Source organism: Robertmurraya korlensis NBRC 107688, from assembly GCF_001591645.1.
Taxonomy (GTDB): Bacteria; Bacillota; Bacilli; order Bacillales; family Cytobacillaceae; genus Robertmurraya_A.
In genome coordinates, this window is the sequence record NZ_BCVH01000018.1 from 57,961 (window position 1) to 75,449 (window position 17,489).

A 17,489-nucleotide genomic window follows, 5' to 3' on the forward strand; every position below is an offset into this window, starting at 1 on the left:
CCTTGCTAGTTAGTTAGCAAGGGAGCTTTTTTTATCGCTTTTGAATCTCTTGTTGTAATAATTTATTTACTAATGGTGGGTTCGCTTGACCCTTTGTTGCCCTCATAATTTGACCAACTAGGAAGCCAATCGCTTTTTCCTTCCCATTTTTAAAGTCCTCAATGGATTGTGGGTTGGCATCAAGCACTTCAGAAATGACTTTCAGAAGAGCACCTTCATCAGAAATTTGTACAAGACCCTGGTCCTTAACAATTTTCTCTGCACTTCCACCTTTTTCAACAAGCTCCTTGAACACCTTCTTCGCAATCTTTGAAGAAATCGTTCCATCACTGATCAGCTTAATCATACCAGCTAGTCCTTCAGGAGTAAGGGCTACATCGTGCAGCTCTTTTTGCTCAGCATTTAAGTATGCTGATAATTCACCCATGATCCAGTTGGAAGCTTGCTTCGGATCTGCACCTGCCGCAACAGTTGCTTCAAAGAAGTCTGCTGTCTCTTTTACCACAGTTAAGACAGCCGCATCATAAGCCGGTAATCCCCACTCTTCTGTGTAACGCTTCTGTCTTGAATCTGGAAGCTCAGGAATTTCCGCACGAATACGAGCCTTCCAGTCTTCATCAATATACAGATCCGTTAAATCCGGTTCAGGGAAATAGCGATAATCCTCCGACCCTTCTTTCACCCTCATGAGCGAAGTGGAATTCGTCGCTTCATCATAGCGACGTGTTTCCTGTTGAATCGTTCCGCCAGCTCGAACCACTTCTTCTTGACGTTTTACTTCATATTCGATTCCTTTACGAACAAAGTTAAAAGAATTTAAGTTCTTTAATTCGGTCTTTGTTCCAAATTCCTCTTGACCAACAGGACGAATGGAAATATTCGCATCACATCGTAGGGAGCCTTCCTCCATCTTACAATCAGATACTCCTGTATATTGAATAATTGATTTTAACTTTTCTAGGTAGGCATAAGCTTCATTTGCTGTACGAATATCCGGTTCAGAAACAATCTCAATAAGAGGTGTTCCTTGACGGTTGTAGTCACATAGAGAATATCCATTTCCATGATTCAGCTTTCCAGCATCCTCTTCTAAATGAATTCTAGTGATGCCGATTTTCTTCTTATATCCATCTACTTCAATTTCAATAAAGCCATGTTCACCAATTGGCTGATCAAATTGAGAAATTTGATAGGCCTTCGGGTTGTCTGGATAAAAGTAATTTTTTCGATCAAATTTTGTATGAGTGGCTACTTCACAGTTGAGGGCCATACAAGCCTTCATGCCGTAGTCAACAACCTTTTTATTTAGAACTGGTAATACGCCTGGATACCCAAGATCAATTACCGTTGTATTTGTATTAGGTTCCGCACCAAAATGATTGGGACTCGCGGAGAATATTTTTGATTCCGTTTTTAACTCTACATGGACTTCAAGTCCAATTACCGTTTCAAATTCCATTGTTATCCCCCCTTACAGACCTGGCTTTTGTTTATGGAAGTCTGTCGCCTGCTCAAATGCATGAGCTACACGGTAGACCGTTGCTTCATCAAAGTGTTTACCAATAATTTGAAGACCCAATGGCAATCCTTGATCAAAGCCACAAGGAACAGAAATTCCAGGTACTCCAGCAAGATTGACTGGAATCGTTAGAATATCGTTGGCATACATCGTTAGTGGATCGCTTGTCTTTTCTCCAATTTTAAAAGCTGGTGTTGGTGTTGTTGGTCCAACAATTACATCGTACTTAGCAAATACATCTTCAAAATCCTTTTTAATCAATGTACGAGCCTTTTGTGCTTTCTTATAATACGCATCATAATAGCCTGAGCTTAAAGCGAATGTACCAAGCATAATTCTGCGTTTTACTTCATCTCCAAAGCCTTCCGCTCTTGAGTTTTTATACAGATCCATTAAGTTGTCCGAATTTGGAGATCGATAGCCATATCTTACTCCGTCAAAGCGTGCTAGATTAGCTGAAGCTTCCGATGAGCTTAAAAGGTAATAGGTAGAAAGTGCGTATTTAGAATGCGGCAGAGAAACCTCTTCCCAAGTAGCTCCTAGCTTTTCTAGTGTCGCAAGGGCTTTAAGAACAGATTCACGAACCTCTGGATTCACACCTTCACCAATGTATTCCTTTGGCACACCAATCTTTAGTCCCTTCACATCACCTGTTAAGGCATTCACATAAGATGGAACTTCAACATTGGCAGAGGTAGAATCCATTGGGTCCACACCAGCGATTGCTTGTAACACGAATGCATTGTCTTCTACCGTTCTTGTAATCGGACCAATTTGATCAAGGGAAGAAGCAAAGGCAATTAAGCCAAAACGAGATACTCGTCCATATGTAGGCTTTAGACCAACGACTCCACAAAAACTAGCTGGCTGACGGATAGAACCGCCTGTATCAGAACCTAAAGAAAAAGGAACCTCACCTGCTGCTACCGCTGCAGCAGAGCCACCTGAAGATCCACCAGGAACGGTTTCCAAATTCCATGGGTTCTTTGTCTTTGTAAAGCTTGAGTTTTCCGTAGAAGATCCCATCGCAAACTCGTCCATATTTAGTTTCCCAATCGTAATGGTTTCCGCTTCTTGTAGCTTTCGTACGACTGTTGCATCATAAATAGGATCGAAATTATGTAAAATTTGGCTAGCTGCTGTTGTACGTAAATCCTTTGTTACAATATTGTCTTTAATTCCAATCGGCATTCCGAATAGTAAACCCTTTGCCTCGTCAGTTCCCAGCTTTTCATTTAATTTTTCAGCTTGGCTTCGAGCGCGTTCTTCATCTAATGTCAAAAATGCAGATACCTGTTCATCTACTGCCTTAATCCTTTTATACGATTCTTCTACAAGGTCTGTTACACTGATTTCCTTTTTATGTAGCTGCTCGTGAAGGACAGATATTTTTTGATCAAATAAACTCATGCTGACCCTCCTTACTCAATAATTGGCGGAACTTTAATTTGTCCGTCCTGATGGTCTGGTGCATTTTTCAATACAAGCTCCTGTGGTAAGCCTTCCTTTGAAACATCTTCTCTTAATACATTTTTAATATCTAAAACATGGGACGTCGGTTCCACATTTTCTGTATCAAGTTCATTTAACTGCTCTGAGAATGTAATGATTGCATCAAGCTGTTTTTGAAAGTTCACAGCCTCATCTTCCGTAATCGCAAGTCGTGCCAAATGAGCCACATGCTTTACTTCTTCAATGGATATTCTTGACATCCTCTCACCTCCAATATTTTTTTGAACTTTTCACACAATAATACACTGATGATAACAAAGTTTTAGGCTTTGGGCAAAGAGAAAAAGCAGTACACATTTGGTGTCTGCTAGTCAGTTGCCAAATAACTTTCCAAAGAAACCCTTTTTCTTTGGAGGTGGATCTATGGTTACCTTCTTTTCAACATAAATACTTTCCTTATCTATCGCGTAATCATAGGCTAGAACAAGCCCCAGCTCTGAGTCATATTCTTTGTTCGTGACAATCGTATACTCTAAATCAAACTTATCCGCAATCTTTTTATATTTTGATAAATATTCGTAACTCATGTTGCCGTTTAAATACAAATGAGCATTTTTATTTCCCTTTAAAGCCGTTTCCACCTCTGGATAGATTCCTGGTTCCATCAGCTGCGCCTGCTTTAACGCAATTACCACGCGTTCCCGTAGAGTACCTAAAAACTGACGTCTTTCCTCAGGATTGATTTCTTTTTCCCCGTGAATCCCTTGTTGAAGATAATCATCTACATCTGGTCGCAAAACAATGATCCCTCCTTTATACCTTAGTATGAAACCACTCTAAAAAAGTGCATATACAAAGTATAACCCAAAATAAAAGACAAAAAAATCCCTTCCCTTTTACTTCAAAGAGAAGGACAAAATGGAGGTTACAAATAAAGGTGTAAAACAAGTTTGGAGCTACTTACTTTGTTGCAGTAAACTGCTCTTCTTCCGTCGAGCCTTTTAAAGCCGTTGTGGAAGAAGTACCACCAGAAATCACCATTGAGACTTGGTCAAAGTATCCTGTACCAACTTCTCTTTGGTGTCTTGTAGCCGTATAGCCGTTTTCTTCGCTAGCAAACTCTGCTTGCTGAAGCTCTGAGTACGCCGCCATTCCACGATCCTTATAGCCACGAGCAAGTTCAAACATACTGTGGTTTAGGGCATGGAAACCAGCTAACGTAACGAACTGGAACTTGTAGCCCATTTTTCCAAGTTCGATTTGGAATTTCGCAATCGTGTCATCATCCAGCTTCTTTTTCCAGTTAAACGATGGAGAACAATTATAGGCTAAAAGCTTTCCAGGGAATTTCTCATGGATCGCTTCGGCAAATCGTCGTGCTTCTTCAATATTCGGCTCAGAGGTTTCACACCAAATAAGGTCTGCGTATGGTGCATACGCTAATCCCCTAGCAATCGCTTGGTCAAGCCCAGCTTTCGTTCGGAAAAATCCTTCTGGAGTTCTTTCTCCTGTAATAAACGGAGCATCAACAGGGTCCACATCACTAGTGATTAGGTCTGCAGCATTGGCATCCGTTCTTGCTACTAGTACAGTTGGAACACCCATTACATCTGCAGCAAGACGCGCAGCAATAAGGTTTCGTACAGCCGTTTGTGTTGGAAGAAGTACTTTTCCACCTAGGTGACCACATTTTTTCTCAGAAGATAGTTGATCTTCAAAGTGAACCCCTGCAGCGCCCGCTTCAATCATGCCTTTCATCAGTTCAAAGCAATTTAATTGTCCACCAAAGCCAGCCTCAGCATCTGCCACGATTGGCGCAAACCAATCAATCGAGTCGTCCCCTTCCGAGTGAGTAATTTGGTCCGCACGTTGTAACGCTTGATTAATTCTCTTTACCACACTTGGTACAGAGTTGGCTGGATACAGGCTTTGATCCGGATACATGTGCCCAGAAAGGTTGGCATCTGCTGCAACCTGCCAGCCGCTTAAGTATATGGCCTTCAAGCCTGCCTTCACCTGTTGCACCGCCTGATTGCCTGTTAACGCCCCAAGTGCGTTTACGAAGTCTTCTTCATCCACAAGCTTCCACAGTTTTTCTGAACCTCGGCGAGCAAGCGTATGTTCAATATCAATAGAACCCCTTAATTTTATAACCTCTTCTGCAGAATACGGTCTTTCAATCCCCTTCCAACGCGCATCCATTTCCCAGCTTTCCTGTAACTCCCTAGCTCTTTCATTCGTCATGTTAAAAACCTCTCCCTTCGATTAATGTCCCCTTTGTTATAATACAGTTGTGTTTACATGTTGTATTATATAACAGAGTTTTGGAGATAGGAACCACTTTTTCTAAAATTTTCTGATTATTTTTTCGACAAAAAAACCTAAAGCGGAAGCGGCTTGCTAGGGACTCCCATTCGTCCTCCAGAAAATCACCAACGGGCAATTATGGCTCTAGTAAACTTACAGTCAATTAAACTACAACACAAAAAAACCACCCGCAAACCTGCGAGTGGTTAATACTTTAATTAATTATCTACTTTCAACGTCGTTCTCAACTGCTTCAACAAATTCTTCTTTAATGATTTTTCTCGGTTCGTTTCCTGTTAAGCTGAACACGATGATGGCAATGGTTGCTAAGATAAATCCAGGCACGATTTCATATAACTCGAAAGGAATAATTCCTGCTGCCGTTAACTGCTTCCATACAACAACAGTAACAGCACCTGTAATCATACCTGCTAGAGCACCATTTCGGTTCATACGATTCCAATATAGAGAAAGGATAATAACTGGACCAAATGCGGCACCAAATCCTCCCCATGCATAACTAACAAGATCTAAGATGGACGCTCCACCATTTGCAGGATTGCCTGTGTAAGCAAGTGCGATAGCAACTAAGGCGATGACAACCACACCTAGTCTACCAACCCACACCAATTCTGCATCACTAGCATTCTTTCGGAACAGCGCTTTGTAAAAGTCTTCGGCTAACGCACTTGAAGAAACCAATAGCTGTGAATCGATGGTACTCATAATTGCCGAAAGAATGGCAGCAAGCAGAATCCCTGACACCCATGGATTAAATAAGACGTCTGAGAAAAATATAAATACTTTTTCGCTATTATTCACATCAGCTGTAATGAGTGGATTATCAGCAAAATAGGCGATCCCGACTAATCCAACAACGATAGCTCCCACAATTGAAATCGTCATCCAGCTCATACCAATCCATCTGGCTTTTCTTACTTCTTCGATCGAACGGATTCCCATGAAGCGGGTAATAATATGCGGTTGACCGAAGTATCCTAAGCCCCATGCAAGTAACGAAATGGTACCCATGGCCGTAACTGAGTCAAAAGCATTGAGATACGACGGATCAATACTTCGAATCGTGTCCATCGACTCTCCCCAGCCACCTAACTTAACAATAGCTACAATTGGAACAATCACCAATGCAAGGAACATTAATAACCCTTGGAAAAAGTCCGTCCAACTAACAGCTAAGAATCCACCTAAAAAGGTATACGAAATAATAACTATTGCCCCAATAAATAGAGCTGTATTATAAGACATCCCAAATGTTTCTTGGAATAATAATGCTCCTCCTACTAGCCCTGAGGAAGCGTAAAAGGTGAAAAAGATTAATATAACTAACGCGGAGATAACTCGTAGTAAACGTGATTGATCTTTGAAGCGATTTTCAAAAAAATCGGGGACAGTAATCGAATCATTTGCGACCTCAGTGTACGATCGTAATCTTGAAGCGACAAATTTCCAATTTAGATAAGCACCAACTAATAAACCAACACACATCCAGATGGAATCCATTCCCGTTGCATATGCAAGACCTGGTAATCCAAGTAGTAGCCATGAACTCATATCAGAGGCACCAGCACTTAACGCTGTGACACCTGGTCCAAGACTTCTTCCTCCCAATACATAGTCCGATAGATTGCTAGTTAGCTTATACGAAATCAAACCAATGATCAGCATGCCAACTAGGTACACAATAAAGGTAACCAAAGTAGCTGTTTCCATATTTTTTTCACATTTCCCCTCTCAGTAATTTGATTGGCTCATACAATTCTTTTGTAAAATTATACACATCATTTCTTTCCGCAACCGAACCAACATAACAAGCGTAGCATAGATACTAGGCTCTATCTAACTGAATTATCTGAAAACTAAACGGTAAATTTATAAATATTCATAGTTTTTGTATGTTTATAGGGCTCAGCCCTTCGTTTCCCGATATGTATACATCGAAATTTATAAAATTAAATTGAAAAAATGGCGATTTTTGAGTGATTTCTATTGAATTGGTGTTAGATTTTTTCTTTTAAAAAGGGGGATTCTATCGCACACTTTTTTTATAACTCCTCCTGCTTGTAATCCCCTTATCCTTACGTCATAAACGCCTTCTTTGCCCCCTCCTCCCCAACTCAAGGGCCACAGCAAAAAACACCACCCCCATTAAGGAGTGGTGCCTGCTCTAAATTAATACATTTCAGATGTTGTTTTTGCTTGGAGATGTAGCAGTAAATAATCTGGCCCACCCGCTTTGGAGTCGGTTCCTGACATGTTAAATCCTCCGAATGGCTGATAACCTACGATCGCACCTGTACAAGTTCGGTTAAAGTATAGGTTACCGACATGGAAGTCTTCACGGGCTTGTTGAATATGTTCACGGTTTGTTGTTATAACAGCCCCCGTTAACCCATATTCTGTGTTGTTGGCAATTTCAATGGCTTCTGTAAAGTCTTTTGCTTTTGTAAACCCAACAACTGGTCCGAAGATCTCCTCTTGCATGATTCGCGCATCTGGTGCTAAGTCTGCAAATACCGTAGGCTTAATAAAGAAGCCTTTGGAGTTAGCTCCTTCTCCACCAGCAACTAAGCGTCCTTCCTGTTTTCCTATCTCAATATAGCTCATGATCTTATCAAAGGCACTTTGGTCGATAACTGGTCCCATATCCATGCTTTGCTCTTCCGGATTTCCAAGAGTCAATTCATTTGTTAATTCCACGACGCGCTTTAACACGGTATCGTAAACATCCTCCACGATCACCGCACGCGAGCAAGCGGAACATTTTTGACCAGAGAAGCCAAATGCCGAGGCAACAATGGCTTGTGCTGCCAATCCAAGATCCGCTTCTTTATCAACAACAATGGTATCCTTTCCACCCATCTCTGCGATCACACGCTTTAACCAGATTTGACCTTCATTTAATTTAGAGGCACGCTCGAAAATACGAAGTCCCACATCTCTTGAACCTGTAAAGGAGATGAATCGTGTATCCTTGTGGTCAACCAAATAGTCACCTACTTCCGCTCCGCTACCAGGGACAAAGTTTAGTACACCTTTTGGTAGTCCTGCTTCTTCCATGACCTCCACAAACTTTGCTGCCACGACCGGAGTGGTGGAAGCCGGTTTTAAAAGAACCGTATTTCCGGATACGATGGCAGCCACAGTGGTTCCAGCCATGATCGCTAGCGGGAAGTTCCAAGGAGAGATGATGATTCCAACACCCAACGGAATATAGTCATAACGGTTGAATTCATTTGGTCGGCTATTTACCGGTACACCGTCCTTTAGTAACAACATTTGACGTGCATAATATTCTAAGAAGTCGATGGCTTCTGCCGTATCAGCATCTGCTTCCCTCCAAGGCTTCCCTGCTTCCTTTGTTAACAGCGCAGAGAACTCGTGCTTGCGGCGACGAATGATGGCGGCAGCTTTAAATAGCACATCGGCACGTAATTCAGGCTTTGCTTTTCTCCACGTTTTAAATGCTTCTACAGCCGCTTGCATGGCTTTTTCTGCTAAGTCACGAGTTGCCTTAGAGACCCGTCCCACTACTTCTGCTTTATTTGATGGATTATAGGATACAATCTTATCTTCTGTAGAAACTCGTTCGCCACCAATGATTAAATCGTAGTCCTGGCCAAGATATCCTTCTACCGTTTTTAATCCTAATAAAAACCCTTCGCGTTCACGTTCATTAGAAAAGTCTGTGAATGGTTCATGTTTATACTGTTGTACCAATTCTTCCGCCTCCTTATATGTGAAAACGTTTTACACTCCATTTAGCATGCTAACAAATCGACCTTCAAATGTACACAAGAAAAGCGTAAGCGCCCGTCTAGCAACGTATGGACTGGAGAGCTTCGACTGAGATAAAGGAAACACGGAGAGCGAAAGCGATTCGATGTTGACTTATCGTAGGGAGAAGATCGAAGTACACTAGTTGCTGGGCGCTGAAGCTGGACAATTTTCAATGTACAAACTTTTATACTTTCTTACCCTATAAAAAGACAAGGCATTTCACCTTGTCCTTTGATTATTTATAAATATGAACAAATGGTTCTTTGTCTCCCGCCTCTTTTACGATAAGACCTTCCTGTCCATTAACAGAAGTAATGTTAACCTCCACGGAATAGTAGTCAGGGAAATGTTCCATTACTAACCCCGTAACATATTGCGTGAAACCAACTGCCTCTGCTTTCCCATAAAACTGAATCGGTATATCGATTTTCAACTCTTGAAGCTGGTCTCCTACATAAAAAGCTTGGCCAATGACACCATTGAAATTTGGAAAATAAGTTTCTACATCCTGTTTAAAATTCAGAAAGAATGTGACATCATCACGGTGTGCATTTGTCGCTTCTGTAGACGGAAACAAGAAATAATTTTCGTTTACACTTTGCCAAGCACCCAATTTTGAGCTTCCTTTATCTGCTGAGGCGTAAGCGATAAAATTACCTGGAACAACCGAAGAACGGCTTTTCTGTTTAAAAAGAGCGATTGTAATTGGCACATTTGCTAAGCTCTTCATTCCACGAAGTCTAGTAATTACTTCACTAGCGATTCTTTTTCCTTCTTCTTCAAGTTTTTCTTGAGGAATTTCAGACTCATACGTGGCACCATAGGCTTCCTTCTGGTAATAGTGAATAGAGTTTAAAGCTAGCCCTATAACTACCCCCCCTAAACGTACGGTTCCATCTTCATCTTTAAGAAGATAGTTATGCTCTAAAAGATGCGCTAAATAGATTGGGTTTTGCTCATTATTGGCTGCTATATCTCCACCTTCAGGAATTTGCGGATTCAAACCAAGGTTTTCATCTTCTTTTAAACCAGCCTCTTGTAGCTGCCCCTCCGTCATTTTCCGGTTCAGCCATAAACCAACCGTTTCTCGGTCCAGATTTTGACCTTCTTTAAAAAGATATTTATCCGGTCCAAAGGACGTTTGCGCAAGTCTCATTAACCCGGTTTCAAACTCACTGATATCGTATCTTGTGTTTAAGTTATTTACGATTAACCCTCTTGCTTGTGATGGCTCGAAAGGTAGGATTGTCCGATAGTATTGATCAGAAATCTGATACTTCGGTATAATGGCTTTTTCTTTTGAATCATCGTTTTCTTGTACAACCTCTTCCTGCTTCTTTAGGTTAGGAGCACAGGCTGTTAAGGTCAAGAGAACGGTAAGAGCCACCATTAGAATCTTCCTCATGGTATCACCTCTATTTCTTCAATTCTTCCACTAATCTCTCTTCATTCCACACTTCAATTCCAAGTTGTTCTGCTTTGGTTAGTTTGGATCCAGCATCTTCCCCGGCGATGACCAGATCTGTTTTTTTACTTACACTTCCTGCTACTTTCCCGCCAAAAGCCTCTATTTGTTCCTTTGCATCATTCCGTGACAGCTGTTCTAGCTTTCCTGTTAGTACAATCGTTTTTCCTGCAAAGAAATGGTCGATATTTTCAACGACAACCCTTTTCGGTCCAAGATAAGTCGTATTTACTCCTGCTGCTTTCAGCTCTTCCATCAATTCATTTACTTCTTCAAGCTCAAAGTAAGCGACTACTGATTCGGCCATCTTTTCTCCGATTTCATTGATGGCTGTTAATTCTTCAGCCGTTGCCGCCGCCAAACGGTCAATCGTTTCAAATTCTTGCGCAAGAGTTTTTGCCGCTTTGGCTCCAACATGACGGATTCCTAAACCGAAAAGCAACTTTTCAAGTGAATTGGCTTTGGAAGCTTCGATCGCTTCAATCAAATTATTGACTGATTTTTCTCCCATTCTCTCCAACTGAATCAACTGGTCAAAGGTAAGTTTGTAGATGTCTGCCACATCTTCAATCAATTTTTCTGCAAATAATTGACTGATTACCTTTTCACCAAGACCATCAATATTCATGGCCGTTCTGGATACGAAGTGAATTAATCCTTCTCTGATTTGGGCCGGACATTTCGGATTGATGCAACGGAGCGCCACTTCATCTTCAAGCCTCACTAGCTCGCTTTCACATTCTGGACAGTGAGTGGGCATATGGAATTCTTCCTCTGCACCTGTACGACTCTCAACAAGAACATTGACAACCTCAGGAATAATATCTCCGGCTTTTTTTACAACCACTTGGTCGCCAATTTTAATATCCTTTTCACGAATCAGATCTTCATTATGTAGTGATGCACGTTGCACGGTTGTTCCAGCTACACGAACTGGTTCGAGAATGGCAGTTGGTGTGACCACACCTGTTCGCCCTACACTCAGCTCAATTGCTTTTAAAGTAGTAACCACTTCCTCAGCGGGGAATTTATAAGCAATTGCCCATCGCGGACTTTTTGCTGTTGTACCAAGCTCCTCCTGCTGTGCTAGTGAGTCTACTTTAATAACAATTCCATCAATATCATACGGTAGGTTCGGACGCTGTTCCGTCCATTCCTTCACATAAGAAATGACTTCTTCAATCGTAGCACATGTTCTTCTTTCCTTATTTGTCTTAAATCCAAGACCTTCTAATAAATCTAGACCTGCACTATGTGAAACAACACCTGTTTCTCCCACATCAGCAATATTGTATAGGAAAATATCTAGATTTCGTGAAGCAGCAATTCTCGGGTCCAGCTGTCTGAGCGAACCTGCTGCTGCGTTTCGAGGGTTTGCTGCCAGCTCTTCCCCACGTTCTGTCTTCAATAAATTTAATGCTTCAAACGATTTCCGAGGCATGAACACTTCTCCACGAACTTCAATCGAAACGGGTTCTTTTAATCGTAGGGGAATGGATTTGATTGTACGTAAATTAGACGTAATATCCTCTCCAATGGTTCCATCTCCTCTTGTTGCTCCTCGAATAAATAAACCATTTTCGTAACGAAGCGAAACCGCTAGGCCATCAATTTTCAATTCACACACATAAGAAATATGGTCTCCCACCGCTTGGCGTACACGTCGGTCAAAATCCAATAAATCCTGTTCTCCAAAGGCATTTCCGAGACTGAGCATAGGAGATTGATGCTGTACCTTTTCAAACATATCTAAGACGGCTCCACCTACCCGTTGTGTAGGGGAGTCCGGACTCTTTAGTTGAGGGAAAGTTTCTTCTAGATTGATTAACTCTCTTAGTAATTGATCATATTCAGCATCTGAAACGGTTGGTTGGTCTAATACGTGATATTCGTAGTTTAACTGATTTAACTGGACATGCAGCTCCTGTACCCTTTTTTCCGCAGCTTGTTGATCCATGTACTCAACCCTTCCATCAGAATTATTTTAAAATAGAAAAATATTTTTCAATCAAACGTTTGATTGAATTGCCTTCGTGCCAGTTCTATCAATGGCTGAATCCATATTAATCAAACGTTTGATTGATTCAAATGGTTTACCCTTTTGTTATCGGAGCAAATTTAGCAAGTAGTCGTTTAATCCCAACTGGTTTAGGGAAGGCGATATCAAGCTCAATTCCTTCTCCTTCACCTTTTACGCTAACCACTGTTCCCGTACCCCATTTTCCGTGGGCGGCTTTGTCGCCGACCTTCCATCCTAGCTCTTCTCCACCGGTCGAATTGGTCATTGGACGAAGTACTGGTTTGCGTACAGCGGCTGCTTGTCTAGCGGCGAAAGGACTCTCTGACCGTGATTGTAACGGCTTCTTTTTCGGTTCTAATCCATCAATCAGATCGGATGGAATTTCTCCTATAAATCGAGAAGGGGGATTCATGTTCGTACGCCCAAATAAGGTCCTCATTTGTGCATTCGTAATATACAGTTCTTCCTCTGCTCTTGTGATTCCTACATATGCGAGGCGACGCTCTTCCTCCATCTCCGCTTCTTCCATAAGAGAACGACTATGTGGGAATACCCCTTCCTCTAGTCCAAGTAGGAAGACGACAGGAAACTCAAGACCCTTTGCCGAGTGTAAGGTCATTAAGACTACGGTATCAACTTGCTTCCCATCTTCATCAAGCTTGTCTATGTCCGCAACAAGGGCAAGATCGGTTAAGAAGGCAATCAAACTTTTGTCGTCATTTCCTTCTTCAAAGTTTTTCGTAACTGACAAAAATTCATCCAAGTTTTCCAAGCGACTTTGTGCTTCAATCGATTTTTCCGCTTTTAACATCTCATAATAGCCGGTTTTCTCTAACACTTCTTCTACAAGCTCGGTTACCGATAAGTACTCTTGCATATGAGTGTAGTTATTAATCAGATCGTAAAACTCTCGGCATGCCTTTGTGATTTTCGGACTTAATCCGATTAACTCAATAGACCCTAGCGCTTGGAACATAGACATATCATGCATGTCCGCAAAGTTGGCAATTTTATCAACCGAACTAGACCCGACTCCTCTTTTAGGAACATTAATCACACGTGATAAGCTAATATCATCATCTGGGTTTGCAATCAAACGCAGGTAAGCAAGTGTGTCTTTAATTTCTTTTCTGTCATAGAACTTCACCCCACCGACGATGGAGTATTCAATGTTCGACTTCAGTAACACTTCCTCCATTACACGGGACTGGGCATTCGTTCTGTACAGAATGGCAAAGTCGGAGTATTTTCGTTCTCCACTTTGTATGGCTTCCTTAATTTTCCCCGCTACGAACTGTGCTTCACTTTGCTCACTGTCCGCACGATAATAGTAAATTTTATTTCCCTCTGGATTTTCGGTCCAAAGATTTTTGGGTCTTCGGTTTAGATTGTTTTTAATGACTTCATTCGCTGCAAAAAGAATTCTCTTTGTGGAGCGATAGTTTTGCTCTAGAAGAATAACCTCCGAACGTGGATAATCCTTTTCAAAAGAAAGGATATTGGCGATATCCGCCCCACGCCAGCGATAAATCGATTGGTCTGAGTCCCCAACGACACATAAATTTTGGAAGCGTTGCGCCAAAAGTTTGACCAGCATATACTGAGCACGGTTTGTATCTTGATACTCATCGACATGTATATATTGAAACTTTCGTTGATAGAATTCTAATACCTCAGGAACACGCTGAAAAAGCTGAATCGTTGTCATAATCAAATCATCAAAATCAAGTGCTTGATTTTTGCGCAATCGCTTCTGATAAAGCTCGTATACATCGGAAACGATTTGATCCATATGTCCTCCCGCATTTTTTGCGAATTCTTCCGGACTAATCAGTTCATTTTTCGCAGAACTGATTGCTCCAAGGATGGCACGTGGATCATACTTCTTCGGATCAAGGTTTTTTTCTTTTAAGATCGTCTTTACCACCGACTGTTGGTCCGTTGTGTCAAGAATCGTAAAATTACGATTGTATCCTAATCGATCAATATCTCTTCGTAAAATACGTACACACATGGAGTGAAAGGTAGACACCCAAATTTCGTCTGCCACTCCACCCATCATGGAGTAAATACGATCCTTCATTTCACGTGCTGCTTTATTCGTAAACGTGATCGCCAAAATATTGTATGGGTTAACTTGCTTTTCAACCATCAAATAAGCAATACGATGCGTAAGTACTCTTGTTTTCCCACTACCCGCACCAGCCATCAATAATAGAGGACCATCAGTCGTTTTCACCGCTCGTTGTTGTTCTGGATTTAGACCATTTAATAATTTATCTGTTAAATATTGCACTCTATTTTCACCACCATACAAACATATGTTCTTATACTATTTTATCTTTCTTCTACCCTTTTATCAATTTAATTTCTACCGTTTGAAGGGCTTCTTCTAAATTTTCGTAAACGGCATTCCCCACGATAACCACATCTGCTACTTCAGCCATTTCCTTCGCCTGCTCTAATGTTTGAATCCCGCCACCGTAAAACACCGTTGTCTCCTGGACCGATTGACTAACTGCCTTCACTAACTCAGGATCTCCATAGGTTCCACTGTATTCTAGATAAAAAATGGGCAAATGAAACATTTTATCTGCCATTTGAGCATAGGCAACAGCATCCTCTGTTGATAAGGACGTTTTCGCATTCGTGAGCTTAGCCGCCTTACAATTCTCGTTCAAGATACAGTATCCTGCAACTAGTATTTCATCCCAGTTCATTATTTCCCCGTATTCTTTGACTGCCTGATGGTGTAGTCCCGTAATCCATTTCACATCCGTACTATTTAAGACGGTAGGGATAAAATACAGATCAAATCCAGGAGTGATGGATTCTAAATTCGAGATTTCCAGTACACAAGGAACCGTATAACGACGAATCCTTGCCATCAAATCTAGCACCTTATCGATGGTCACACCATCTGTTCCACCAACGATAATTGCATCTGTGCCTGACTCACAGATTCTCTCAAGAGCTTCCTCTGAGATTGTTTTGTCAGGATCTAATTTAAAAGCATGACGCCATTCTCTTGCATCGTACATGCTGTAACCCTCCATTCTACTATTCCATTACACCATTATAGCACTAGCGAAAGAGACAAAAAAGAAAACCGAAGATTTCTCTTCGGTTTCGTTTTTTCTAAGTTAACATCATTAATATTTTCAAAAATAGGAAGAAGGGAGTTCACATGGATACAGGAGAGTTTTTTTAAAAATCTGGCGGATTTATAGAAGCTTAGTTGATACAAATAAGCGGAGATTTTTCTGTTAAGCTACAGAATACAGCTTGTTTTGGGTTATATAAGCGGAGGTTTTCCGGTTATCAAAGCAAAATTAGCCATTTTCACGTTTTTCGAGCCAATAGTCGGAATCTTTCCTTCTATTTAGGTTTTTTTCAGTGCGATTTCCCTAATTAAGAGAAATTTCTCCGCTTATTTTTCAAACATGCTTTACTGCTTTTGTAAAAAGGGAAATTCAAAAAAGGATTAGAGATATTTTCATCTCTAATCCTTTTATCCCGCTATTTTTTTATTCCGAAATCGTCCCTGCTTCCTCTTCCTTCACACGCTCTAGTGCCATCTCATACGCATCATTACCGTAATTCAAGCAACGCTTTACGCGCGAAATGGTTGCAGTACTTGCACCTGTTTCTGTTTCGATTTTATGATAGGTTTTCCCTTCACGAAGCATACGGGCTACCTCTAAACGCTGTGCTAATGACTGAATTTCATTAACTGTGCATAAATCATCAAAAAACTTATAGCACTCTTCTAAATCCTTTAGAGTTAATACCGCCTTAAACAATTGGTCGAGCTCTTTGCCCCTTAATTTATCAATTTGCATTCATCTAGACTCCTTTATGATTGTATCGTAACGGTTTGTTCCAAACCAGGATTCGTTGGAACGATATTGATCCATGTTTTTCCTGGGACAAACTTGACCTCTTCACCATTTAAGAACGGAAGGATTCTTCCACCTATATTCTTCCACTCTACCTGAAGAAGCTTTCCTTGCTGCAGCAAATACCCGTTTCCACCTGAGGTTAAATCAATTTCTCTTCTTCCGGAGTCATCCAATACCGTATGCTCCATTTCAGCAATAAAAACATTGTCGAGGAGAACAGGCTCCTCTGAGTCTAAATCTATCGTCTGTTCATCATTTGAATATCTAGCATATGTTTTGCTACCGCTATCGTATTTGTAGTCGACCTTAAAAAGATTACTCTTTAAATAGGCAACTGTCACATGCCGAGCATCCTCACCAGTGATACTGGCTAACTCGTCTTCTTTATAAAACGGAAGAGAATCAGGAGTTTCTGTCATGTCGTATCCGACCTGCTCCGCTCCCTTTACAATACTCTCATATGAAATATAAGAGTTATGTGGTGGTTGTCTAAAGCTTGCCCGTTTAAAAAGAGTACCGTCATACTGCATTCCATTCAAATTATCTATCACACCACTCGTAAGCATCTCCTGTGCTTCAGGGCTGTAGCCATGAGCGATATATAATGAATCATAACCGCTGGCTAGGTCGATATAATAATCTCTTGCGCTTCTTACTGGCCCAATATTTTCCGGATGTTCGCTTTGAAAAATAGCCAGAAATCTTGTCACATTGCCCTCAGCTAACACTTCGTAGACGATATCAGCCTGGTTCAACGCGGACTGAGGTCTAGCTTTTGGATCATTGTTTATCATAACCCCAAACGCTCGACCAGAGGGTTCTTCTGCAAGTTCAACACCAGTTAACGGAGCTTCAAAAGCTTTCGATACTTCTTCTACTGCCTCTACGCCTTTGTCTTCCTCTTCCACTGGTTTATCACTATTATTTTGAACCTCTTCTACTTTGTTACAGCCAGTAAGTAAAAAGGCAGATGCCAATCCGACTGTTATCCATTTCCTAAGCATCGTTACACCCCTAATTATCTAT

General features: G+C 41.2%; 13 protein-coding genes. All 13 read right to left on the reverse strand.

Annotation, left to right across the window (positions count from 1 at the left end; genetic code table 11):
* Positions 1-31: 31 nt before the first annotated feature.
* Complete coding sequence (gatB, locus tag BKO01S_RS18650) at positions 32-1,459, reverse strand: Asp-tRNA(Asn)/Glu-tRNA(Gln) amidotransferase subunit GatB (RefSeq protein WP_066057789.1); 1,428 nt, start codon at positions 1,457-1,459, stop codon at positions 32-34.
* Between the two features lie 12 nt (positions 1,460-1,471).
* Positions 1,472-2,929 (reverse strand): Asp-tRNA(Asn)/Glu-tRNA(Gln) amidotransferase subunit GatA, encoded by a 1,458-nt coding sequence (gene gatA / locus BKO01S_RS18655; protein WP_066057792.1) that lies wholly within the window; start codon positions 2,927-2,929, stop codon positions 1,472-1,474.
* An 11-nt stretch (positions 2,930-2,940) separates the two neighbouring features.
* Positions 2,941-3,231 (reverse strand): Asp-tRNA(Asn)/Glu-tRNA(Gln) amidotransferase subunit GatC, encoded by a 291-nt coding sequence (gatC, locus tag BKO01S_RS18660; protein ID WP_066057795.1) that lies wholly within the window; start codon positions 3,229-3,231, stop codon positions 2,941-2,943.
* Between the two features lie 111 nt (positions 3,232-3,342).
* Positions 3,343-3,768, reverse strand: coding sequence for a YueI family protein (locus tag BKO01S_RS18665; RefSeq protein ID WP_066057798.1), 426 nt, complete (start codon positions 3,766-3,768; stop codon positions 3,343-3,345).
* A 163-nt stretch (positions 3,769-3,931) separates the two neighbouring features.
* Complete coding sequence (aceA, locus tag BKO01S_RS18670) at positions 3,932-5,215, reverse strand: isocitrate lyase (protein ID WP_066057801.1); 1,284 nt, start codon at positions 5,213-5,215, stop codon at positions 3,932-3,934.
* 285 nt (positions 5,216-5,500) lie between these two features.
* A complete protein-coding gene (putP, locus tag BKO01S_RS18675; RefSeq protein WP_066057804.1) occupies positions 5,501-7,009 on the reverse strand; it encodes a sodium/proline symporter PutP in 1,509 nt (502 codons plus the stop codon).
* Positions 7,010-7,468: 459 nt separating this feature from the next.
* Positions 7,469-9,016 carry an L-glutamate gamma-semialdehyde dehydrogenase gene (gene pruA, locus BKO01S_RS18680; protein WP_066057806.1) on the reverse strand — a complete coding sequence of 516 codons (1,548 nt, stop codon included), beginning with the start codon at positions 9,014-9,016 and terminating at the stop codon, positions 7,469-7,471.
* A gap of 295 nt (positions 9,017-9,311) precedes the next feature.
* Positions 9,312-10,481, reverse strand: coding sequence for a CamS family sex pheromone protein (locus tag BKO01S_RS18685; RefSeq protein WP_066057807.1), 1,170 nt, complete (start codon positions 10,479-10,481; stop codon positions 9,312-9,314).
* A gap of 10 nt (positions 10,482-10,491) precedes the next feature.
* Complete coding sequence (gene ligA / locus BKO01S_RS18690; protein WP_066057810.1) at positions 10,492-12,498, reverse strand: NAD-dependent DNA ligase LigA; 2,007 nt, start codon at positions 12,496-12,498, stop codon at positions 10,492-10,494.
* A 136-nt stretch (positions 12,499-12,634) separates the two neighbouring features.
* Entirely contained in the window at positions 12,635-14,857 is a 2,223-nt protein-coding gene (gene pcrA, locus BKO01S_RS18695; protein WP_066057811.1) for a DNA helicase PcrA, read from the reverse strand.
* Positions 14,858-14,909: 52 nt separating this feature from the next.
* Positions 14,910-15,602 carry a heptaprenylglyceryl phosphate synthase gene (gene pcrB, locus BKO01S_RS18700; protein WP_066057814.1) on the reverse strand — a complete coding sequence of 231 codons (693 nt, stop codon included), beginning with the start codon at positions 15,600-15,602 and terminating at the stop codon, positions 14,910-14,912.
* A 486-nt stretch (positions 15,603-16,088) separates the two neighbouring features.
* Complete coding sequence (locus BKO01S_RS18705; RefSeq protein ID WP_066057816.1) at positions 16,089-16,403, reverse strand: YerC/YecD family TrpR-related protein; 315 nt, start codon at positions 16,401-16,403, stop codon at positions 16,089-16,091.
* A gap of 14 nt (positions 16,404-16,417) precedes the next feature.
* Positions 16,418-17,467, reverse strand: a complete 1,050-nt coding sequence (locus tag BKO01S_RS18710; RefSeq protein WP_066057819.1) for a DUF3048 domain-containing protein — start codon at positions 17,465-17,467, stop codon at positions 16,418-16,420.
* Positions 17,468-17,489 lie beyond the last annotated feature (22 nt).